This is a genomic window from Pseudomonas sp. X10 (assembly GCF_054889225.1).
Genome location: NZ_CM142677.1, coordinates 3,096,539 through 3,117,221 on the forward strand (window position 1 = coordinate 3,096,539; position 20,683 = coordinate 3,117,221).

General features: G+C 64.7%; 19 protein-coding genes. 11 read left to right on the forward strand and 8 right to left on the reverse strand.

All coding sequences use genetic code 11. From position 1 onward, the window contains the following. Window positions 1-58: 58 nt before the first annotated feature. Entirely contained in the window at window positions 59-949 is an 891-nt protein-coding gene (locus ACYU03_RS14085) for a LysR family transcriptional regulator (protein WP_461885183.1), read from the forward strand. 225 nt (window positions 950-1,174) lie between these two features. Further along, entirely contained in the window at window positions 1,175-1,969 is a 795-nt protein-coding gene (locus tag ACYU03_RS14090) for a class II aldolase/adducin family protein (RefSeq protein ID WP_461885184.1), read from the forward strand. Window positions 1,970-2,146: 177 nt separating this feature from the next. On the opposite strand, the gene ACYU03_RS14095 is transcribed toward ACYU03_RS14090, so the two are convergent. The 3 genes from ACYU03_RS14095 to ACYU03_RS14105 all read right to left on the reverse strand — a co-directional run bounded on the left by ACYU03_RS14095 (window position 2,147) and on the right by ACYU03_RS14105 (window position 5,643). Next, a complete protein-coding gene (locus ACYU03_RS14095; protein ID WP_461885185.1) occupies window positions 2,147-3,466 on the reverse strand; it encodes an LLM class flavin-dependent oxidoreductase in 1,320 nt (439 codons plus the stop codon). A 58-nt stretch (window positions 3,467-3,524) separates the two neighbouring features. Further along, window positions 3,525-4,481 (reverse strand): ABC transporter substrate-binding protein, encoded by a 957-nt coding sequence (locus tag ACYU03_RS14100; protein WP_461885186.1) that lies wholly within the window; start codon window positions 4,479-4,481, stop codon window positions 3,525-3,527. Window positions 4,482-4,560: 79 nt separating this feature from the next. Continuing rightward, window positions 4,561-5,643 (reverse strand): LLM class flavin-dependent oxidoreductase, encoded by a 1,083-nt coding sequence (locus ACYU03_RS14105; RefSeq protein WP_461885187.1) that lies wholly within the window; start codon window positions 5,641-5,643, stop codon window positions 4,561-4,563. 261 nt (window positions 5,644-5,904) lie between these two features. Between ACYU03_RS14105 and ACYU03_RS14110 the strand changes: the two genes are divergently transcribed. The 5 genes from ACYU03_RS14110 to ACYU03_RS14130 all read left to right on the forward strand — a co-directional run bounded on the left by ACYU03_RS14110 (window position 5,905) and on the right by ACYU03_RS14130 (window position 9,773). Beyond that, window positions 5,905-6,513 (forward strand): cysteine dioxygenase family protein, encoded by a 609-nt coding sequence (locus ACYU03_RS14110; RefSeq protein ID WP_461885188.1) that lies wholly within the window; start codon window positions 5,905-5,907, stop codon window positions 6,511-6,513. Beyond that, window positions 6,510-8,096 carry a rhodanese-related sulfurtransferase gene (locus tag ACYU03_RS14115; protein WP_461885189.1) on the forward strand — a complete coding sequence of 529 codons (1,587 nt, stop codon included), beginning with the start codon at window positions 6,510-6,512 and terminating at the stop codon, window positions 8,094-8,096. Before ACYU03_RS14110 ends, ACYU03_RS14115 begins: the two co-directional genes overlap by 4 nt. A 146-nt stretch (window positions 8,097-8,242) precedes the next feature. Further along, entirely contained in the window at window positions 8,243-8,779 is a 537-nt protein-coding gene (locus ACYU03_RS14120; protein WP_461885190.1) for a DUF4142 domain-containing protein, read from the forward strand. Then, window positions 8,776-9,063: a hypothetical protein gene (locus ACYU03_RS14125; protein WP_461885191.1), complete on the forward strand. Its 288-nt coding sequence runs from the start codon at window positions 8,776-8,778 to the stop codon at window positions 9,061-9,063. Before ACYU03_RS14120 ends, ACYU03_RS14125 begins: the two co-directional genes overlap by 4 nt. Before the next feature lie 95 nt (window positions 9,064-9,158). Further along, a complete protein-coding gene (locus ACYU03_RS14130) occupies window positions 9,159-9,773 on the forward strand; it encodes a Yip1 family protein (RefSeq protein ID WP_461885192.1) in 615 nt (204 codons plus the stop codon). Between the two features lie 17 nt (window positions 9,774-9,790). Here the strand turns inward: ACYU03_RS14130 and ACYU03_RS14135 are convergent, their stop codons facing one another. Further along, complete coding sequence (locus tag ACYU03_RS14135) at window positions 9,791-10,054, reverse strand: DUF1652 domain-containing protein (RefSeq protein WP_461885193.1); 264 nt, start codon at window positions 10,052-10,054, stop codon at window positions 9,791-9,793. A gap of 412 nt (window positions 10,055-10,466) precedes the next feature. Between ACYU03_RS14135 and ACYU03_RS14140 the strand changes: the two genes are divergently transcribed. Further along, window positions 10,467-10,694 carry a DUF6555 family protein gene (locus tag ACYU03_RS14140; RefSeq protein WP_461885194.1) on the forward strand — a complete coding sequence of 76 codons (228 nt, stop codon included), beginning with the start codon at window positions 10,467-10,469 and terminating at the stop codon, window positions 10,692-10,694. Between the two features lie 180 nt (window positions 10,695-10,874). On the opposite strand, the gene ACYU03_RS14145 is transcribed toward ACYU03_RS14140, so the two are convergent. The 3 genes from ACYU03_RS14145 to ACYU03_RS14155 all read right to left on the reverse strand — a co-directional run bounded on the left by ACYU03_RS14145 (window position 10,875) and on the right by ACYU03_RS14155 (window position 14,349). Further along, window positions 10,875-11,744, reverse strand: a complete 870-nt coding sequence (locus tag ACYU03_RS14145) for a pirin family protein (protein ID WP_461885195.1) — start codon at window positions 11,742-11,744, stop codon at window positions 10,875-10,877. A 168-nt stretch (window positions 11,745-11,912) separates the two neighbouring features. Continuing rightward, window positions 11,913-12,545 carry a response regulator transcription factor gene (locus tag ACYU03_RS14150; RefSeq protein WP_461885196.1) on the reverse strand — a complete coding sequence of 211 codons (633 nt, stop codon included), beginning with the start codon at window positions 12,543-12,545 and terminating at the stop codon, window positions 11,913-11,915. Window positions 12,546-12,558: 13 nt separating this feature from the next. Next, window positions 12,559-14,349, reverse strand: a complete 1,791-nt coding sequence (locus ACYU03_RS14155; RefSeq protein ID WP_461885197.1) for a PAS domain-containing sensor histidine kinase — start codon at window positions 14,347-14,349, stop codon at window positions 12,559-12,561. Window positions 14,350-14,540: 191 nt separating this feature from the next. On the opposite strand from ACYU03_RS14155, the gene ACYU03_RS14160 reads away from it, so the two are divergent. The 3 genes from ACYU03_RS14160 to ACYU03_RS14170 all read left to right on the forward strand — a co-directional run bounded on the left by ACYU03_RS14160 (window position 14,541) and on the right by ACYU03_RS14170 (window position 19,114). Further along, window positions 14,541-16,163: an acyl-CoA synthetase gene (locus ACYU03_RS14160; RefSeq protein WP_461885198.1), complete on the forward strand. Its 1,623-nt coding sequence runs from the start codon at window positions 14,541-14,543 to the stop codon at window positions 16,161-16,163. A 15-nt stretch (window positions 16,164-16,178) separates the two neighbouring features. Next, window positions 16,179-17,948, forward strand: a complete 1,770-nt coding sequence (locus ACYU03_RS14165) for an acyl-CoA dehydrogenase C-terminal domain-containing protein (RefSeq protein ID WP_461885199.1) — start codon at window positions 16,179-16,181, stop codon at window positions 17,946-17,948. A 161-nt stretch (window positions 17,949-18,109) separates the two neighbouring features. Further along, window positions 18,110-19,114, forward strand: coding sequence for a FecR family protein (locus ACYU03_RS14170; protein ID WP_461885200.1), 1,005 nt, complete (start codon window positions 18,110-18,112; stop codon window positions 19,112-19,114). Window positions 19,115-19,149: 35 nt separating this feature from the next. On the opposite strand, the gene ACYU03_RS14175 is transcribed toward ACYU03_RS14170, so the two are convergent. Continuing rightward, window positions 19,150-20,469 carry a Na+/H+ antiporter family protein gene (locus tag ACYU03_RS14175; RefSeq protein ID WP_461885201.1) on the reverse strand — a complete coding sequence of 440 codons (1,320 nt, stop codon included), beginning with the start codon at window positions 20,467-20,469 and terminating at the stop codon, window positions 19,150-19,152. Between the last annotated feature and the right edge of the window lie 214 nt (window positions 20,470-20,683).

Consider the following 20,683-nt stretch of genomic DNA (forward strand, 5'->3'; position numbering starts at 1 on the left):
CGTATGAGATTATTCTTGGGAGGTATTTCTCAACGCCCAGATAATGTGAGAGCCGAATATGAAAATCGATGACATGGACGCATTCGTCGCCGTCATTCGTTGCCAGTCGACCAACCTGGCCGCCGAAGCCCTGCAGCTGACGCAACCGGCGATCACCCGACGCGTGCAGAACTTCGAGGAAGACCTGGGCGCCACCCTCCTCGACCGCAACACCAAGCCCCTCAAGCCAACCGCCATGGGGCTGCGCGTGTACGAGCAATGCAAAGCCATCCTGCGTGAGATCGATGCCCTACGCGAACTGGTCGCTAACGATGGCGCGCCCTCGGGCACCTTGCGCCTGGGCGTGCCACAGACCCTGGGCGATGTCGTGCTGCTCGATGCCCTGGCGCAGATCCGCGAAACCTATCCGGTGCTGCGTACCCAGGTCACCAGCGGTTGGGGCAGCAGCCTGATCGCCCGCATGGAGAACGGTGAGCTGGACGCCGCCGCCGCGCTGTTCCCACCGGGTAAGATCTTTCCCGAGGGCATCGCCAGCCGCTCCATCGCCCGGATGCCGCTGCGCGTCGTGGCCGCCCGGGGCACCGCCAGCAAGCGCAGCTACAAGCTCAAGGACTGCTACACCCGTGGCTGGGTTCTCAACCCGGACGGCTGCGGCTTTCGTGCCGGCCTGCAGCGGGCACTGAGCGAACAGGGCCTGAGCTTATCGATCAACCTTGAAACCTTCGGCACCGAACTGCAGTTGGGCCTGGTCGCCAACGGCCAGGGCCTGGGGCTGGTGCCCGAACCGCTGTTGCTGGCGAGCCGCCACCGCGATCAGTTGGACGTGCTGGCTGTCAGCGATTTCAAGCCCCTGGTCGACCTCTGGCTGTTCCATCCTCGCTACCTGGGCAACCTGCAGGAGCCAGTGGAGCTGTTTGGCCAGGTGGCCGCCCGAGGGCTTCAGGGATGAAGCCATTTTGATAAAGAAATTTCATAAAATCATCTGAATTAGATTCAAAAAACAAATAATTAGCATAGAACCAAAAAGACTTTTACAGGGCCTTTCCATCCGCATACGGTCTTTGTTTTCCGGCTTTGCCGGCGGCTTTCAACCCTGCATGCCAGGGCTGCATTCCCCACGCTTTGCCTGGAGAGACACCGCCCTCTGCCACCCTCCCCCGTACCGGAGCCCTGCATGCCCACTTTGTCGATCTTGCCTACCCCGACGCCCGATACCCGCCAGCGGGTCAGCCCCGAGGAATGGGAAGTCCGCGTCAAGCTCGCCGCAGCCTACCGCCTGGCCGCGCTGTTACGCTGGACCGACCATATCTACACCCACTTCTCGGCCAGGGTCCCCGGGCCCGAGGAGCACTTCCTGATCAATGCCTATGGCTTGCTGTTCGACGAAATCACCGCCTCCAACCTGGTCAAGGTGGATGTCGACGGTACCTTGATCGACGACCCGCTGGGCCTGGGTATCAACCAGGCCGGCTACGTCATCCACAGCGCCATCCACCGCGCCCGCCCAGACCTCAAGGCGGTGCTGCACACCCACACGCGCGACGGCGCCGCCGTCTCGGCCCAGCGTGCTGGCCTGCTGCCGATCTCGCAACACGCCCTGGCGTACTACAGCCGCGTGGCTTACCACGTGTACGAAGGCGTGGCCCTGGATTTGGACGAGCAGCAACGCTTGGTGGCCAACCTGGGCGACAGCAACATCCTCATCCTGCGCAACCATGGCCTGCTCACCGGTGGCGTCAGTGTCGAGCACGCCTTTCGCGAGCTGCACGGCCTGGAGCGCGCCTGCAACATCCAGATCGCTGCCCAGGCCGGCGGCAACGCCGAGCTGCACCTGGCCTCGGCCGAGGCCATCGAGAAAGTCCACCAACAGTCGCTAGTGTTCGCCGATGGGCATGGGCCAGGTGTGCAGCGGCATTGGGATGCGCTGATCCGCCAGCTCGAGCGCGAAGGCCTGGACTACAAGGCTTGAGCTAGTGTCGGGGCCGCTTCGCGGCCCAATCGCAGGCTGCGCCTGCTCCCACAAGGTTCTGCGTCAACCACAAGAGCTGAGGCATGCAAGCCCCCAGGGAGCGGGCGATTGGGCCGGCACTGGCAATACATCACTTGCCATGCACCATAGAATCGCCCAGCCCCCGCAAGGACAGGATCAACGGCGGAAACGGGGTATCGCCAGCCCCAGGCTCTCACGCAGGGTGGTGCCTTCGTAGGCCTTGCGGTAGACACCACGGGCTTGCAGCAGCGGCACCACCTCCTGGGTAAAGCGGCGGAACTGCTCGGGGTGGCCGATGTAGATGTTGAAGCCATCCAGCGCCCGCGCCTCGAACCATTCGGTCATTTTCGCCGCGACCGTCTCGGCCGAACCGACAAAGGCGCCGGGGCGCAGTTGCCGGGAGAACTCGACGGCCTGGCGCAGGCTGAAGCCCTTCTCCCGCGCCTGGTCGGCAATACGCTTGGCGTTGGTGAAAAAGCTGCTGCGGGCGGCCTCCAGGCTCTGTTGCGGAAACGGCGCATCCAGGTCGTACTGGCTGAAATCGTGCCAGCCGAAATTGCGCCCGAATTCCTTCAACGCCAGCTCGAAGCTGTGATCGAGCTGATGATAGTGACGCTCGATCTCACGGGCATGCTCATCGGTGTCGCCGACGTAGATCTCCGCCCCCGGCAAGACCAGCAACTGCTCCGGATCACGCCCCAGACGCGCGGCACGGCCCTTGATGTCGCGGTAAAAGGCCTGCCCCTGTTCGATGCTCGCCGCATGGGTGAACACCACGTCGGCGGTGGCCGCACCCAGCTCACGGCCTTGCTCCGAGTCACCGGCCTGGAAGATCACCGGCTGCCCCTGAGGCGAGCGCTGGATGTTCAAAGGCCCGACCACCGAGAAGTGCCGACCCTTGTGCTTCAAGGCATGCAACTTGGAAGGGTCGAGGAACTGCCCAGTGCCACGGTCACGGACGAAGGCATCGTCCTCGTAGGAATGCCACAGCCCCTGCACCACCTGAACATGCTCTTGGGCCCGGGCGTAGCGGGTGTCGTAGTCGTAGTGCTCATCTCGCCCGTAATTGCCGGCGGTGCCGGCATCGCCGCTGGTCACCACGTTCCAGCCGGCGCGGCCTTTGCTGATCAGGTCCAGCGAGGCCAGGCGGCGGGCGACGTTGTAAGGCTCGTTATACGAGGTGGTGAGGGTACCGACCAGGCCGATATGCCGGGTGCTGACCGCCAGCGCCGAGAGCAGGGTCAACGGCTCCAGGCGGTTGAGGTAGTGGGACGGCGAGCCGGGGGTGATGAACTGGCTGTCGACGATGAACATCAGGTCGAACAGCGCGGCTTCAGCCTGGCGGGCGATATCGATATACCAGTCGATGTTGACGCTGGCATCGGCCGGCAAATCAGGGTCCAACCACAAGTTGTGCCTGCCCGGCCCGCCACAGCCCATGGTCAGGGCGCCCAACTTGATCGTTCTTTCGCTCATCTGCAACCGTTCCTCGTGGTCAAGCAAAACACAACGCCATGCGCAAGCCTTCCACCGCTCATGGCGCGGCCTTAGCGCTGGCTGGTTGCAGCGCAGCAGCGAATGAAGTGTCGAACAGACTGGCGGCCGGATAGGTCTTGATCAGGCCGAGCCCGGCAAAGAAGTCCACCGTCTTCTGCGCCTCCACCAGCACCTGTGGGTCCAGCGGCGCTACATCGGTGCGGGCGCGGGCGAACCAGGCGCGGGCGATATCGCGGTCGGCACGGGTGCGCTTGGCCCAGGCATCGGCATAGGCCTCGGTGTTGGCCGGGTTGCTCAGGGTCCAGTCGCGGGCTTGCTTCAGGCGTTGCAAGAAGTCATTGATCTGCGCGCGCTTGCCTTCGATCGCCTTGTCGTTGGCGACCACGAAACTCTGGGCCGGAATCACCCCCTCAGCCGTGGCCAGTACCCGCGCGCCTTGGCGCTCCTGTTGAGTGACGTACGGCTCCCAGGTGGCGATCACGTCCACCGAGCCGCCGTCCAGGGCATGCGAGGCATCCAGGGCGCTGAGGTAACGCAGCTCCAGTGAGTCCCGTGGTACGCCGGCCTTGTCCAGGGCGGTGAACAGCAATTGCTGGCTCCAGGAGCCCTTCCAGATCGCCGCACGCTTGCCGCGCAAATCCTCCAGGCTGTGGATCGGCGAATCTTTGCGGGCCAGGATAGCCACGCCATCGAGGTTCTGCCGGGTCACCGCGATGACCTTGATCGGCGCGCCCAGGGCGCCGAGGAACAACGGCGGCGCATCACCGAGCAGGCCCAGGTCGAGGCTGCCGACATTGAGGGCCTCGGCCACCGGCGAGCCAGCGGTGAACTGCTTCCACTCCAGGGTATAGGGCAGGTCGTCGAGCACGCCGGCCGCTTCCATCACAGCACGGGCGTTGAAGCTCTGGTCGCCGACCGTCAGGGTCTGCGCCGTGGCGGCAATGCTCAGGGAGACGGCCAGCACACCTGCGGCCAGTTGTTTGAAGTAACGCACGCTAATCTCCAGGTGCCTCTTGGGCACGTCAGGCAGAAGTCGATCCGCGCGCGCGGTCTCGCCGGTAAGGGGAAGTGTCTCAGGCGCTGCGCCGGGCCAGGCGTTCGGCGACCTTGGCGCGGGTCAGGGGGATCAGCTCGCGGCCATAGTCCTCGGCGTCGGCCACAGGATCGAAGCCGCGGATCAGGAAGGTGGTCACGCCCAGGTCGTAGTAGTCCAGCAACGCATCGGCCACCTGCTCCGCAGTGCCGACCAGGGCGGTGGAGTTGTGCCCGCCACCGACCAGCGCAGCGATCCCGGTCCACAGGCGCTGATCAACCCGCTCGCCCTTGGCCACGGTATCGCGCAGGCGTTGGGCGCCGACGCTCTGCGGCTTGTTGGCCAACACCGGCCCCGCGCGCTCCAGGCGCTGGCGGGCCTGGCCGAGAATACGCTCGGCCTTGGCCCAGGCGGCGTCTTCGGTGTCGGCGATGATCGGCCGGAACGACACGCTGAACTGCACCTGGCGTCCATGCCGCGCAGCCTGCTCGCGCACAGCGGCGATGGTCTCGGCCGTCTGCTCCAGGGACTCGCCCCACAGCGCGAAGACATCAGCGTGCTTGCCCGCCACCTCCAGCGCCGCTGGCGACGAGCCACCGAAGTAGATGGGCAGGTGGGGTTGCTGCAAGGGCTTGATGGCCGAGAACGCGTGCTGCGCCTGGTAGAAGGTGCCGGCATGGTCGAAGGGTTGCTCAGCGGTCCAGACCTTGCGCACGACGTCGAGGAACTCGTCGGTGCGCGCATAGCGCTGGTCATGTTCGAGGTAGTCGCCGTCCTTGCGCTGTTCGATGTCATTGCCACCGCTGATCACGTGCAGGGCCAGGCGCCCGTCGAGCAGGTGCTCAAGGGTGGCCAGCTTGCGGGCGGCCAGGGTCGGGGCGACGAAGCCTGGGCGGTGGGCCAGCAGGAAGTGAATGCGCGAGGTGGCCTGCCCGGCCAGGGCAGTCACCAGGAATCCGTCTGGCTGATCCGACCAGTAGCCGACCAGGATGCGGTCGAAACCGGCTGCCTCATGGGCCTGGGCGAAGCGGGTGATGTAGGCCTTGTCGAAGATCGGCCCGGACGGGTCCAGGGTTTCCGAAGACTGGCGGTGGCCGATCATGCCGATGAATTGGACGCTCATGGAGGGATTCCCAGGGTCAGTGTCTGTTTGGTTATAGCTTTTATCGCTGAATGAACGATTGTTTATAAGCTATCGACTCAGAGCCACCCTGTAAAATTCGTTTTTGGCATAACCTAATGAAAACATAATGCGCCTGTTTTAGATAATACTCGTCCACCGATAGATGCATTTCTCGCATATTAGCTTATGCACAAATGGCATTTTGAGAATATTCAGCGGATTGCTAGGGTGGTGCAGGACACCGTTGACCGAGCCTGAACCATGAGCCATCCCCTGCGCCTCGAGCGCCTGCGTCACTTCATCGGCGCCCTATCCGACCTGGTTGACCGAGCCCCAGACGAAGCCACCCTCCTCGACCATGGCCAAGGCCTGCTGCGTAGCCTGGTGGCCCACGATGACTGGCTGCCCGACGAACTGGCGCAGCCCTCGGCAGAGCGCTACCAGCAATACCTGCTGCACTGCGACGCGCGCCAGCGCTTTTCCCTGGTCAGTTTCGTCTGGGGCCCGGGGCAGAGCACCCCGATCCATGACCACCGTGTCTGGGGGCTGATCGGCATGCTGCGCGGCGCCGAATACTCACAAGGCTTCACCCGCGACGGGCAAGGCGCCCTGTTGCCCGATGGCGATGCGGTGCGCCTGTCGCCCGGGCAGGTCGAAGCCGTTTCGCCACGCATCGGCGACATCCACCAGGTCAGCAATGCCTTCGACGACCAGGTGTCGATCAGCATCCACGTCTACGGCGGCAACATCGGCGCGGTCAAGCGTGCCGTATACCTTGCCGACGGCAGCGAGAAGCCTTTCATTTCTGGTTATTCCAACACCCGCTTGCCCAACATCTGGGACCTGTCCAAAGAGAACCCTGCCCCATGACCACTGTCACCACCCGAACCTTCCCGGCCATCCGCCGGGCCCTGCTGAACAAGGAAGAGCTGGCCCTGATCGATGTGCGCGAAGAAGCGCCCTTTGCCGAAGCGCATCCGCTGTTCGCGGCCAACATCCCCTTGTCGAAGCTGGAACTGGAGATCTACGCCCGGGTGCCCCGGCGCGACACCGCGATCACCCTGTACGACGAGGGCGAAGGCCTCGCCGTCCAGGCCGCCGAGCGCTTGCTGGACCTCGGTTACAGCGATGTGGCGCTGCTCGATGGTGGCTTGGCCGGTTGGCGTGAAGCCGGCGGCGAGCTGTTCCGCGACGTCAATGTGCCGAGCAAGGCCTTTGGCGAACTGGTGGAGAGCCAGCGCCACACCCCCTCGCTGGCCGCAGAAGAAGTCCAAGCCCTGCTCGATGAAAAGGCCGATGTGGTGATCCTCGATGCGCGACGTTTCGACGAATACCAGACCATGAGCATTCCTGGCGGCATCAGTGTGCCAGGCGCCGAACTGGTGCTGCGGGTCGGCGAACTGGCGCCGGACCCGGCGACCCGGGTCATCGTCAACTGCGCCGGACGCACCCGCAGCATCATCGGCACCCAGTCGCTGGTCAATGCCGGCATCCCCAACCCGGTGGCGGCCTTGCGTAACGGCACCATCGGCTGGACCCTGGCCGGTCAGCAACTGGCCCACGGCCAGGACCGCCAGTTCGCCGAGGTGAGCCCGGCCACCCGCGCCAGCGCTGCGCGCAATGCCCGCGCCGTGGCCGACCGGGCAGGTGTCGAGCGCCTGGACAAGCAAGGCCTGGCCACTTGGCAGGCCGACACCCGGCGCACCACCTACCTGTTGGATGTACGCACCCCGGAGGAATACGTCCAAGGCCATCTGCCAGGCAGCCGCTCCACGCCCGGCGGCCAGTTGGTGCAGGAAACCGACCATATCGCCAGCGTGCGCGGTGCACGCATCGTATTGGTGGATGACGATGGCGTGCGCGCCAACATGAGCGCCTCCTGGCTGGCCCAGATGGGCTGGCAGGTGGCAGTGCTCGATGGGCTGGCCGCCGACGACTTCAGCGAACAGGGCGAATGGCAAGCGCCGCTGCCTGCCTTGCCCGAGGTCGCGTCCATCGCCCCCGGGCAACTCAGCCAATGGTTGCAGGACAACAGCACCGTGTTGCTGGACGTCACCACCAGCGCCAACTACGTGAAGCGCCATATCCCGGGCGCCCACTGGGCCATACGCGCCCAACTGCCCCAGGCGCTGGAGCGCTTGCCGCTGGCCGAGCGCTATGTGCTGACCTGCGGCAGCAGCCTGCTGGCACGCTTCGCGGCCACCGACCTACAGGCCTTGACCGCCAAACCCGTGTACCTGCTCGAAGGCGGCACAACGAGCTGGATCGCCGCCGGGCTGCCACTGGAAAGCGGGGAAACGCGCTTGGCCGTGCCGCGCAGCGACCGCTACCGGCGCCCCTATGAAGGCACCGACAACCCGCGTGAAGCCATGCAAGGCTACCTGGACTGGGAGTTTGGCCTGATCGCGCAACTGGACCGCGACGGCACCCACGGCTTCAGAGTGCTTGACTGACACCGCCGGCATCAAGCGACGCCTCAACGGCAGGCACGCTGAGCACACGCTCCCTGACCTGTCCGGTATCGGCAAAAAACTTGAACGCAGCCCTCGTTCTGGCTTCGAACAAAGAACCAGCGTCATCTTTGCAAGGAGCCCGAGCCATGAAACCGTCCCTGTTCCGTCCAGCTACCCTCGCCCTAGGCCTGGCGCTTCTGATCAGCGGCCCGGCATACGCCGCCGCGACCGACGGTACTTTCGTCAGTGAAGCCGCCAGCGCTGGCATGGCCGAGATCCAGACCAGCCAACTGGCCCTGACCAAGTCCGACACGCCTGCGGTCAGGGCCTTCGCCCAACGCATGATCGATGACCACACCAAGGCTAACCTGGCATTGCTCGACCTGGCCCAAGCCCATGGCTTCGAGGTCCCGGACAATGCTGCCCTGACCAGCAAAGCACGCAGCATGGCGCTGCAGGTGCAGGATGGCGCCTCCTTCGACTCCGCCTATGCCCGCCATCAGGTCAATGCCCATGAGCAGGCCATCCAGCTCTTCGAAGAACAGGGTCGCTCGCCCAACGCAGAGGAATCCATCCGCCTCTATGCTCGCGATACCCTGCCCATGCTCAAGCATCACCTGGAGATGGCCAGGCAGTTGCAAGACGAGCTGCCGACCGATGACGATGGAGCCCGCCAACCATGAAAATGTCCTGCCGGGCGCCCAGCAGCTGCCTGCAGCTGGATTTCGTCCGTGACACGCTGTTCGGGCCGGTGGCCCAGAGCGTCGAATGCCAGGTGCAACTGGCCGCACTGAACCTGGAAGGCCGGCCTGGGCTGCAATTGCATATCGCCCCACCTTTGCCTGAGAAGTTGGAGCGCTCCCATAGCCTGGCCTTCGTCTGGGAAGGCCGCAGCTACCACGCCCTGGTGCGCCACCATTCGCACTGCGGAGACGGTGGCCTGAAGCTGCTGGTGGAGTTGCAGTGATCGGTGACGGCGAAAAAAGATGAACCCGCCACCCTCCAGGGCCCTCCACTGCAAGAGGACGCACGTTCCAGCGCCCTTGCCTCGAGGAGAACGCCATGAACAGTCCATTGCTCAAGCTCTTCACCCACCCCAGTGATGCCTGGCTGGACATCCGCCGGGCAGAAGAAGCACACCCTCGGCAATACCTGCCCCGTCTGTTGATGCTGGCGCTGATCCCCGCCGTCTGCCTGTTCGTTGGCACCACCACGCTGGGCTGGAGCCTGATCGGCGAAGAGCGGGTACGCCTGAGCGCCACCAGCGCGGCACAATTGGGAGCGCTGCTGTATGGGTCGACCGTGGTGGGAGTGATGCTGATGGGGGTGCTGATCCGCTGGATGTCACGCAGCTTTGACAGCCGCCCGAGTCTTAACCAGTGCATCGGCTTCGCCGCGTATTGCGCCACGCCTTGGTTCGTCGCCGGAATCGCCGGCCTGGTGCCCAGCCGTTGGCTGGCCGTAACCGCCCTGCTGCTGGCCTCGGCCTATGCGACCTTCCTACTGTTCGGCGGCTTGCAGACCTTCCTGCGCTTGCGTAAGGAACAGGCCCTGCTCTATGCCAGCTGCGTCTGGGGTGTGGGATTGCTAGTGCTGGTGACCATCCTGGTGTCGCTGATCCTGTTCTGGTTCAACGTCCTGATGCCTGAATACGTACGCCCGGCCAGCCTTGGCTGACCGGGGCACGGGCGTCTTCAGACAGAGGCCTTGGCCACGCTGCGGTGGCCCAGGCGTTGTTCTGCGCGCAACTGCGTCACCAGGTCGACCAGGTCCCGGCAGCTGTTGAGGCTGTCCAGGGGAATATCGGTGACGACCAGGCAATCGTCCATGCTCTCGCCCTGGCCAAGGCGGATGGTCAGGCAGGTGCCGTCAGGGCATGACACCTCGCAACGGTCGGGCAGGCAGGCTTGTTCGATTATTTGACGCATTTCAAGCAAGGAAACTCCAATCAACGACATGGTAAGACCCTCTCTATCCGGATGGCCTGTTGGGGGGAGTTACGCCCTTGGGCGTGAAGGTGCAAATTGATAATGCGCATGCCCGGGCGGCGGTCCATTCGCCCAGGCAATGGGGGTACGCCCGATCCCTTAGCACCTTAGCGGAAGAACCCCTCGCCTTCTGATGAGTTCGACCGGTTGCAGCCGGTATACGACAGAAGGTCGGCCTTGGACTAATGCTGTTCACTTAAGTGTTTTGAGGCCGCTGCGCGCCCCATCGCGACGCAAGGCCCACTTGCAAGCCCTCTGTGTGCAGCAGTGGGCCATTCGTCCCGCCGCTGGAAGATTTTTCAAACTTTTCCGCCACGCCGAGGTTCCCACTAGATAAGGCCGTAATCGTCACAGCAATACAGAAAAGGATGCCGAGTACCTGATGAACGACGCCAAACTCTTCGTGATCGACTATGCCCTGCATGGGCAGCACAAATCCTTCATCATCCGCGCAGAACGCATGGACAACGCCGAGGCTTGGCATTGGGCCAGTTGCGATGCTGGGGTCGGGCGCATCGGCCGCTATGGTCGGGAAAAGATCAAGAAAGTCAGCAAGCCGCTGGCCGAGCGCTACGGCATCACCGAGGTGAGCTGGCGTCAGTCCGGCTGAGGCACTGGCCAACGCCATCCGCTGCCAAGCCGACTCGCGAGGGATTTCAGTGAAGGTGCCGAAGCGTCAGTGACCATGAACACCTCGACGCCCTCCTCGATCGCCGGCTACGCCGCAAAGGCCGCGCCTACCCTGTCACCCATAAGGCTTTTGAGGTTAGTCACGCCAGCACCTGCGTACTCAGCCGCTGGTCATCTTGCCGAAGCGACCGGCCTGAAAATCGTCGAAGGCCTCGGCAATCTCGGCCTGGCTGTTCATCACGAAGGGGCCGTAGCCGACAATAGGCTCTTCGATCGGCTCGCCAGCGAGGAACAGCACGCTCACCTCGTCCAGTGCCTCGACCAGCACCTGATCACCCTCGCGATCGAACAACACCAGGCTGGCCGGCCCCGCCTCGCGCTCGCCATTGATCCGCAAGGTGCCATTGAGCACCACCAGCGCGGTGTTGCGTCCGCTCGCGCTGAACAGCGGCAACGTGGCGCCAGGCTTGAGGCGCAGGTCCCAGACGTCCATTTCAGTGAAGGTCCGCGCTGGTCCCTTGTGCCCACGGAAGTCGCCGGCGATCACTCGCAAACTGCCAGCCTCATCTTCCAGCGGCACCACGGGAATGTCCGTGGCCAAAAGGGTCTGGTAGCCAGCCGGGGCATGCTTGTCCCGCGCAGGCAGGTTGACCCACAGTTGCACCATCTCCAGGGTGCCGCCACTGCGAGCGAAGGCCGGGGAATGGAACTCCTCATGGAGGATGCCATCTGCGGCGGTCATCCACTGCACGTCGCCCGGGCCGATCAGGCCGCCGGCACCGGTGGAATCGCGGTGTTCCAGTTCGCCCTGGTAGACGATGGTCACCGTCTCGAACCCACGGTGCGGATGCTGGCCGACGCCGCGGCGCGCGCTGGTTGGAGTGAAGTCATGGGGGCCGGCATAGTCCAGCAGCAAGAAGGGGCTGATATGGCGGGCCAGGTTATCGTAGGTAAACAGGCTGCGCACCGGAAAGCCATCGCCCACCCAATGGGGATGGGGGCTGCGGTAGATGCCTTGGATCTTCTTCATGAGATGCCTCCTCTCTTGGCTGAGGATAACCATACAGGTGGGACGATACCTGGAGTAGACCGCTAAATTAGCACTCAGTGTCCCACCAACAGGACGACACACGCTTCGGTCGCTGTCGTCCACGCAGAACCTTGTAGGAGCTGATGCAGCCTGCAGGGTCCCTGTGGCTCATCCCACAACCTTGAGCCCCAATGCCCGGACCTGCTCGCAAGCAATCGCCATCCCCACCAGCTCCGCCAGGCTCGCTGCCTGCATGCGCTTCATGACCCGCGCCCGGTACAGGTCGACGGTCTTCACGCTGACCTGGAGCTGTTCGGCGATTTCACGGCTGTTCAGGCCCTGCACCAGGGGAATGAACACGTCCCGCTCGCGGCGGGTCAGGCTGTCGATGCGCGCTTGCACCAGCGACCGCTCCCCGCTGTCGGCGCGGGCACGCCGGGCCTGGTCGAGCGCGGCCTGCACGCTGTCGAGCAGCAATTGGTCGTTGTAGGGTTTTTCGATGAAGTCGCAGGCCCCGGCCTTGAACGCCCGCACCACGATCGGCACGTCGGCGTGCCCACTGACGAAGATCACCGGTATCGCCAGCCCCCGCCCGCGCAAGGCCTCTTGCACCGCCAGGCCACCCAGTCCAGGCATACGCACATCAAGCAGCACGCAGGCCGGCTCGCTGTCGTCGCAAGCGTCGATAAACGCCTGGCCGCTGGTGAACGGCAGCGCCCGCAAGCCCACCGACTCCAATAGCCAGACCGTCGAATCGAGCATGCCCTGGTCGTCATCGACCACATAGACGTTCGCTTGCACCCTTTACCTCTCCTTATCCATTGCTCGCTGCCAAACGGCAGCACAGTGTCAATCCGCCCTTGTCACCCGGCCGGGCCTGCAAGGTGCCGCCAAAGCCTTCGATGATGCTGCGACTCATGCTCAGGCCGAGCCCCAAGCCGTCCGCCTTGCTGGTGGTGAATGGGGTAAAGATGTCATCCAGGCGCTCGGCCGCCACGCCCGGCCCTTGGTCGCTGACCTCGATCAACAACCAGCCGTCCTGCTGGCTGGCGCTGAGCAGAATGCGTGACGCTTGGCCGGGCTGCTGTTCGCGGTTGGCCTCGATGGCATTGCGCAACAGGTTGAGCAACACCTGTTCGAGCAGCACCCGGTCGGCGTAGACCAATGGCAAGGGGGCTGGCAGGCGTTGCTCGATGGTCACCTGGTCACGGGCCGCTTCCCAGGCGCACAGGCGCACCGCTTCACCCGCCACGTCCGCGATGGCCAGGGCCTGCAGGCGGCGGGGCTCCTTGCGCAGGAAGGCGCGCAAGCGGCGGATCACTTGCGCTGCGTGGGTCGCCTGCTCGCTGATGCGTTGCAGGCCTTGGGCAATGCGGACGCGGGCTTGTGGATCGTGGTCGAGGCTTTGCAGGTAGCGCTGGCTGGCGCCGGCGTAGTTGACGACGGCGGCCAGCGGTTGGTTGATTTCGTGGGCGATGCCGGACGCCAGTTCCCCCAAGGTGATCAGCCGTGCGGTGTGCGCCAGTTCGTCCTGGTGCCGACGCTGCTGCTGTTCGCGCAGTTCGCGTTCGGTCATGTCGCGGGCCACCAGCGAGTAATAGCGCTCGCCACCGGCGGCGCGGTGCGCCAACAACACCAGCGAAACCGCAAAGGCCGTGCCGTCCTCCCACCGCTGCAGGCGCGCCTCAGCCTGCCAGACGCCCTGCTCTTCGGCACATTGCCAACCCTCGCGGTCCAACGCCTGGCGGGCCTGCGGATCGAGCAACTCGGACAGCTCCGGCAAGGCTTGCAGCGCCTCCAGGCCCAGGGCCCGCCGCGCCGAGCAGTTGAGGTAGCTGAGCCGGCCCGCACGGTCGCTGAACAGCACCAGGTCAGTGTTGGCCTCCACCACCTCGGCCAAGCGCCGGCGGTTCTCCTGGGCCTCGATGCGCACGCTGATGTCACGCGAGACACTGACGATCTCCACCACCGCGCCGGTGTAGGTTTCGCGGATGGCCCGGCTGGCGATCTCGAACCAGCGGTAGTCGCCATCGCAATGCCGGACCCGGCAGGTCATGGTCTGGTAGCCGTCCTGCTCCAACGCCACCGCGGCCTGCTGCAGGGCCAGGCGCCGGTCACGGGGATGCAGTAGCGCCTGCACCGATGTCCCGCGCAACTGCTCCGGCCAGTAACCGAGTAGGCGAAAGGCGGCGGGCGAAGCGTCGAGGAAGCGGCCATCGGGGCTGTGCCGGGAAATCAGGTCGGTGGTGTTCTCGGTAATCAGCCGGTACAAGCGCCGCGCCTGGCTGGCCTCGCGGGCGGCATGGCGTTCTTCGCTGGCGTCGCGGCAGCGGGCGAACACCTGCTGGCCTTGGTCATCGGGGATGAAGGTCCACAGCAGGATGCGGGCTCCCACCTCGGTTTCCACCTCGGCAATCGCCCGCCCTTGCCTGAGGCAGGCGCGGACCAGCGCCGTGCAATTGGCCGGCAACCACTGCGCCAGCGGTGGCCCTTCGGCGATCAGGGCCTGCAAAGCCGCATTGGACGCGACCGGCCGTGCACTCGCATCGAGCAGCAGACTGGGTTGCGGGTCCTTGGCGAGCAAGAGGGTATGGATCTGTTCCACGGTTACGACTCGTTTTTATAGTATATATACCATATTGCTATAGTCTAACTTCCAGCTACCATAGCGATTCGCGTAAAACTTGCGACAGAGGAAGCCCCTACGAGCGCTTCCCACACCCTGATCAGAGCTAACAATCAGCCACCGGGGGGCTCGCGCACTGGCTGCGCCTGCCTCCCCTACAGGACCACTGCATGTCGATCTTCTCCCAGGGCCTGGCGCCCGCCCCTGTCAATCACGTTGCCCTGAGCCCCCTGAGTTTCATCGAGCGCACTGCCGCCGTCTACGCTGACTACCCGGCGGTGATCCACGGCACCATCCGCCGCGACTGGCGCCAGACCTACGCCCGCTGCCGGCGCCTGGCCAGCGCCCTGGCCGGGCGCGGCATCGGCCAGGGCGACACGGTGGCCGTGATGCTGCCGAACACCCCGGCGATGCTCGAAGCGCACTTCGCCGTGCCGATGATTGGCGCCGTACTCAACACCCTCAACGTGCGCCTGGATGCCGAGGCCATCGCGTTCATGCTGGCGCACGGCGAGGCCAAGGTGCTGATCACCGACCGCGAGTTCCACGCGGTCATCGAAGACGCTCTGGCGCGCCTGGACTACCCGCCACTGGTAGTCGACGTGGACGACCCCGAGTACGGCGAAGGCCTTGCCGTCAGTGACCTGGACTACGAGGCCCTGTTGGCCGAGGGCGACCCGGAGTTCGCCTGGCAGTGGCCGGAGGACGAGTGGCAGGCTATCTCGCTGAACTACACCTCCGGCACCACCGGCAACCCCAAGGGCGTGGTCTACCACCACCGCGGCGCGTACCTTAACGCCCTCGGCAACCAGATGACCTGGGCCATGGGCCATCACCCGGTGTACCTCTGGACCCTGCCGATGTTCCACTGCAACGGCTGGTGCTACCCCTGGACCGTCACCGCCCTGGCCGGCACTCACGTGTTCCTGCGCCGGGTCGACCCGCAGAAGATCCTCACCCTGATCCGCGAACATCGGGTCACCCACCTGTGTGGCGCGCCGATCGTGCTCAACGCCTTGGTGAACATGCCCGAGACCGCCAAGGCCGCTATCGAGCACCCGGTGCAGGCCATGGTCGCCGGGGCGGCGCCACCGGCCAAGGTTATCGGTGCGGTCGAGGAAATGGGTATCAAGGTCACCCATGTCTACGGCCTGACCGAGGTCTACGGCCCGGTGACCGTATGCGCCTGGCATGCCGAATGGGACGAACAGCCCCTGGCCGAGCGGGCGCGGATCAAGTCACGCCAGGGGGTTCGCTACCCGACCCTGGAAGGCCTGATGGTGGCCGACCCGCAGACCCTGGAACCGGTGCCGCGCGATGGCAACACCCTGGGCGAGATCTTCATGCGCGGCAACACCGTGATGAAGGGCTACCTGAAGAATCCCGAAGCCACGGCCGAGGCCTTCCGTGGCGGCTGGTTCCACACCGGCGATCTGGCGGTGTGGCACGCCGACGGCTACGTGGAGATCAAGGACCGGCTCAAAGACATCATCATTTCCGGCGGCGAGAACATCTCCACCATCGAAGTCGAAGACACCCTCTACAAGCACCCTGCGGTGCTGGAGGCGGCCGTGGTCGCCAGGCCGGACGAGAAATGGGGCGAAACGCCCTGCGCCTTCGTCGCCCTCAAGCCCGGCTGCGATGGTACCCGCGAGGCCGACATCATCGGCTACTGCCGCGAACACCTGGCGGGCTTCAAGGTGCCGAAGACAGTGGTCTTCGGTGAGCTGCCGAAAACCTCCACAGGCAAGATCCAGAAGTACCTGCTGCGCGACCGGGCCAAGGCCCTCTGACCTGCGAGAATCGCCATGACTGACTACAACGCTCCCCTGCGCGACATGCGCTTCGTCCTGCATGAAGTTTTCCAGGGCCCGGCCCTGTGGGCGCGCTTGCCGGCCCTGGCCGAGCGGGTGGACGCCGCTACCGCCGACGCCATTCTGGACGAAGCAGCGAAAATCACAGGCCATTTGATCGCGCCGCTGAGCCGCAACGGCGATGAACAAGGCGTCGCCTTCAACGATGGCCAGGTCACGACTCCGGCGGGCTTCGTCCAGGCCTGGCAGACCTACCGCGACGGCGGCTGGGTCGGCTTGGGCGGCAACCCCGAGTACGGTGGCATGGGCATGCCGAAGATGCTCGCGGTGCAGTTCGAAGAAATGCTCTATGCCGCCGACTGCAGCTTCAGCCTCTATTCGGCGCTGAGCGCCGGCTGCTGCCTAGCCCTCGACGCCCACGCCAGCGAAGCGCTCAAGGCCACCTACCTGGCGCCGCTGTACAGCGGACAGTGGACCGGCACCATGTGCTTGACCGAACCGCACGCCGGCACCGACCTGGGCATCATCCGCAGCAAGGCCGAACCCCAGGCGGACGGCAGCTACCGCCTGAGCGGCAGCAAGATCTTCATCACCGGCGGCGAGCAGGACCTGACCGAGAACATCGTCCACCTGGTGCTGGCCAGGCTGCCCGAGGCTCCGGCCGGGCCCAAGGGCATCTCGCTGTTCCTAGTGCCCAAGTTCCTGGTCAATGCCGACGGCAGCCTGGGAGCGCGCAACGCCGCGCACTGCGGCTCGATCGAACACAAGATGGGCATCAAGGCTTCGGCCACCTGTGTGATGAACTTCGATGGCGCGGTCGGTTACCTGGTCGGTGAGCCGAACAAAGGCCTGGCGGCGATGTTCACCATGATGAACTACGAGCGCCTGTCCATCGGCATCCAGGGCATCGGCTGCGCCGAGGCTTCCTACCAGAGCGCCGCGCGCTATGCCAACGAACGCCTGCAGAGCCGGGCCGCCGCCGGTCCTCAGGCGCCGCAGCGGGTAGCTGATCCGATCATCGTCCATGGCGATGTGCGGCGGATGCTCATGACCATGCGCGCCCTGACCGAAGGCGGGCGTGCCTTCGCCACCTATGTGGGTCAGCAACTGGATATCGCCCGCTACGCCGAGCAGCCTCAAGAGCGCGAACAGGCGCAACGCCTGGTAGCCCTGCTGACGCCGGTGGCCAAAGCTTTCTTTACCGACAACGGCCTGGAGAGTTGCGTGCTTGGTCAGCAGGTGTTCGGCGGCCACGGCTATATCCGCGAGTGGGGCCAGGAGCAACGGGTGCGGGACGTGCGCATCGCCCAGATCTACGAAGGCACCAACGGCATCCAGGCCTTGGACCTGCTGGGCCGCAAGGTGTTGGCCGACGGCGGCCAGGCGCTGGCCGGCTTCGCCGCCGAAATCCGTGCCTTCTGCGCCAGCGCGCCGCTGTACCGCGAACCCTTGCTCCAGGCCCTCGCACAACTGGAAAGCACCACCGAATGGCTGCGCGGCCAGGCTGGTATCGATGCCAACCTGGTCAGCGCCTCGGCGGTGGAGTACTTGCACCTGTTCGGCTATGTCGCCTATGCCTACATGTGGGCGCGCATGGCGGCGCTCGCCCAAAACCGCCAGGCCGAGGAACCGGCGTTCTACAGCGCCAAGCTGGCCAGCGCTGCGTTCTACTTCCAACGGCTGTTGCCACGTGTGCTGACCCTACAGGCCAGCATCCAGGCGGGCAGCGAGAGCCTGTATGGCCTCGCGGCGGAGCAGTTCTGACACCGAGGGCGCCGTTCCACGCATTGGCGTGGAACGGCGCCCATAAAGGTGCAAACGGGGGGCTTCCCGACGAAAAATCCCACAACTGATAGTTATTCGCCATTATCTCGGTTCTCGCCAACCCTCTGGCAAGGGTAGAATGGGCAAAACCGGGAGCCTCAATGAACCAAGACCGCCTCACCCCCAGCGAAGACGATGCCATCACCGATGCCGCGGCGCAGTGGTGCATGCGCCTGCATGCCGATGACTGCACGCAGGCCGAACGGCAAGCCTTCAGCCAGTGGTTGGCGGCCGACCCACGGCATGAAGAGGAATACCTGGCGATGCTGGAGATCTGGCAGACCGCCGACCTTCTGCCCCACAGCGCTCCCGTGGTCGAACTCAACCCGGCTGCGCGCAGGTCGCCTGCCGCCAGGCACTGGCGCCCGTTCGCCTCGGCAGCAGCCATTGCCCTGCTAGCTCTGCCCCTGGCGGGCTGGGTCGGCTGGGAACAAGGCTGGCTGCCCAATCACTACCAGCATTTCGAAAGCAGCGACCAGTTGCGCCAGGTGCAATTGAGCGATGGCAGCGAGGTCGAGCTGAACCTGGGCACCGAACTGCGCTTCACCAACTACAAGGATGAGCGCCGGGTCACCCTGCTCAAGGGCGAGGCCTTCTTCAAGGTCGTGCATGACAGCCAGCACCCGTTCATCGTCCGCGCGGGCAAGGGCCAGACCCGGGTGACCGGTACCCAGTTCAACGTATGGAAGTATGAGGACCAGGTCGAAGTGACCCTGGTAGAAGGCTCGGTGCTGGTCAGCAGCAACGGCAGCGATGGCGGTTACCGCCTCGGCCCGGGCATGCAGGCCAGCTACCGCCTCGGTGACTACGAGCCGCACCTGGCCCAGAGCGAGGACTACTCCAACAGCCTGGCCTGGCGCAGCGGCAAGCTGATCCTCGACAACCTGAGCCTGGATCAGGCCCTGCCGTTGATCAACCGCTACCTGGACAAGCCGCTGTTGCTGGCAGATGCCAGCGCCGGCAACATCCGCATCAGCGGCATCTACAACACGGGCGAGGTCGACCATCTGGTCAGCACCTTGCCCAAGGTGCTGCCGGTGTACCTGACCCGCAACAAGGACGGCAGCACCGTCCTCAACCGCATCTCGCCGCCGGCCAGAGGCTGAAACCACCGCCGGCCCCGCCCCCTTCCCAGCCTTGTTCAGAGCATCATCGCGGCCAGCCAGCCAAAGGCCAGCAGCGGCAGGTTGTAGTGGATGAAGGTCGGCACCACGGTGTCCCAGATATGGTGGTGCTGGCCATCGACGTTCAGGCCCGAGGTCGGGCCCAGGGTCGAGTCCGAGGCTGGCGAACCAGCATCGCCCAGGGCGCCGGCGGTGCCGACGATGCACACCGTGGCCAGCGGATCGAACCCCAGCTGCACGCACAGCGGCACGAAGATCGCCGCCAGGATCGGTACCGTCGAGAACGAGGAGCCGATGCCCATGGTCACCAGCAAGCCCACCAGCAGCATGAGCAAGGCGCCGATGCCCTTGCTGTGGTCGATCCACTGTGCCGAGGTTTCCACCAGGGTCTTGACCTCACCGGTGGCCTTCATCACCTCCGCGAAGCCCGAGGCGGCAATCATGATGAAGCCGATCATGGCCATCATCTTCATGCCCTCGGTGAACAGATCATCGGTGTCCTTCCAGCGCACGATGCCCGACAGCGAGAAGATCAGGAACCCCACCATGGCGCCGATGATCATCGAGTCCAGCCACAGTTGGATGATGAAAGCCGCAGCGATGGCCACACCAGCGACCAGCAAGGTCAGTGGGTTGTAGCTCACCGACACCTGCTCGACCTGCTCGATCCGCTCCAGGTCGTACACGCGCTTCTTGCGATAGCTGACGAACACCGCCAGCAGCAGGCCGGCCAGCATGCCCGCCGCCGGAATGGCCATCGCATGGGTGACGTTGACCCCACTGATATCGACACCGGCACGGGCGACGTTGGCCAGCAGGATCTCATTGAGGAAGATGTTGCCGAACCCCACCGGCAGGAACATGTAGGGCGTGATCAGGCCAAAGGTGATCACGCAGGCCACCAGGCGCCGGTCGATCTGCAGGCGGGTCAGCACGTACAACAGCGGCGGTACCAGCAGCGGAATGAAGGCGATGTGGATCGGCAGGATGTTCTGCGACGACACCGCCACCACCAGCATCAGGCCGATCAGCAGCCACTTGACCTTGCCGCCGTTGGCGTGGCCCTGGCGATCGATCATCGCCAGCGCGCGGTCGGCCAGGGCATGGGCCAGGCCGGACTTGGCGATGGCCACGGCAAAAGCCCCGAGCAAGGCATAGGACAAGGCCACGGTGGCGCCACCGCCCAGGCCGCCGTTGAAGGCCTTGAGCGTGCCTTCGATACCCAGCCCGCCGACCAGGCCACCGCTCAGGGCGCCGATGATCAGGGCGATGACCACATGCACGCGGGACAGACTCAATATCAGCATGATGCCGACCGCGGCAATCACTGCATTCATGGTTTACCTCTTGGAGCCAGACGAAAAGCGAGCGTTTCGGCGACAGTCTGCCCGTGGGCAGTGGCCGAACGAGGGGATGTTTTTATGGAGGGCGCACACTCTGAAGCAGACCCGGACGCTTGTCAAAGCCACGGGCGTTGAAAATGGGCGTGGGGCTATCGGGGGGTAGGTCTTGGGTTATTTGGTGCTCTTGAGATCCTGCAGCGCATCGCTG

What these genes read in the sequence shown, in the direction of transcription:
- ACYU03_RS14085 (WP_461885183.1), top strand. Translation starts at nt 59, where the DNA reads ATGAAAATCGATGACATGGACGCATTCGTCGCCGTCATTCGTTGCCAG.
- ACYU03_RS14090 (WP_461885184.1), top strand. Translation starts at nt 1,175, where the DNA reads ATGCCCACTTTGTCGATCTTGCCTACCCCGACGCCCGATACCCGCCAG.
- ACYU03_RS14095 (WP_461885185.1), bottom strand. Translation starts at nt 3,466, where the DNA reads ATGAGCGAAAGAACGATCAAGTTGGGCGCCCTGACCATGGGCTGTGGC.
- ACYU03_RS14105 (WP_461885187.1), bottom strand. Translation starts at nt 5,643, where the DNA reads ATGAGCGTCCAATTCATCGGCATGATCGGCCACCGCCAGTCTTCGGAA.
- ACYU03_RS14110 (WP_461885188.1), top strand. Translation starts at nt 5,905, where the DNA reads ATGAGCCATCCCCTGCGCCTCGAGCGCCTGCGTCACTTCATCGGCGCC.
- ACYU03_RS14115 (WP_461885189.1), top strand. Translation starts at nt 6,510, where the DNA reads ATGACCACTGTCACCACCCGAACCTTCCCGGCCATCCGCCGGGCCCTG.
- ACYU03_RS14120 (WP_461885190.1), top strand. Translation starts at nt 8,243, where the DNA reads ATGAAACCGTCCCTGTTCCGTCCAGCTACCCTCGCCCTAGGCCTGGCG.
- ACYU03_RS14125 (WP_461885191.1), top strand. Translation starts at nt 8,776, where the DNA reads ATGAAAATGTCCTGCCGGGCGCCCAGCAGCTGCCTGCAGCTGGATTTC.
- ACYU03_RS14130 (WP_461885192.1), top strand. Translation starts at nt 9,159, where the DNA reads ATGAACAGTCCATTGCTCAAGCTCTTCACCCACCCCAGTGATGCCTGG.
- ACYU03_RS14135 (WP_461885193.1), bottom strand. Translation starts at nt 10,054, where the DNA reads ATGTCGTTGATTGGAGTTTCCTTGCTTGAAATGCGTCAAATAATCGAA.
- ACYU03_RS14140 (WP_461885194.1), top strand. Translation starts at nt 10,467, where the DNA reads ATGAACGACGCCAAACTCTTCGTGATCGACTATGCCCTGCATGGGCAG.
- ACYU03_RS14145 (WP_461885195.1), bottom strand. Translation starts at nt 11,744, where the DNA reads ATGAAGAAGATCCAAGGCATCTACCGCAGCCCCCATCCCCATTGGGTG.
- ACYU03_RS14160 (WP_461885198.1), top strand. Translation starts at nt 14,541, where the DNA reads ATGTCGATCTTCTCCCAGGGCCTGGCGCCCGCCCCTGTCAATCACGTT.
- ACYU03_RS14165 (WP_461885199.1), top strand. Translation starts at nt 16,179, where the DNA reads ATGACTGACTACAACGCTCCCCTGCGCGACATGCGCTTCGTCCTGCAT.
- ACYU03_RS14170 (WP_461885200.1), top strand. Translation starts at nt 18,110, where the DNA reads ATGAACCAAGACCGCCTCACCCCCAGCGAAGACGATGCCATCACCGAT.
- ACYU03_RS14175 (WP_461885201.1), bottom strand. Translation starts at nt 20,469, where the DNA reads ATGAATGCAGTGATTGCCGCGGTCGGCATCATGCTGATATTGAGTCTG.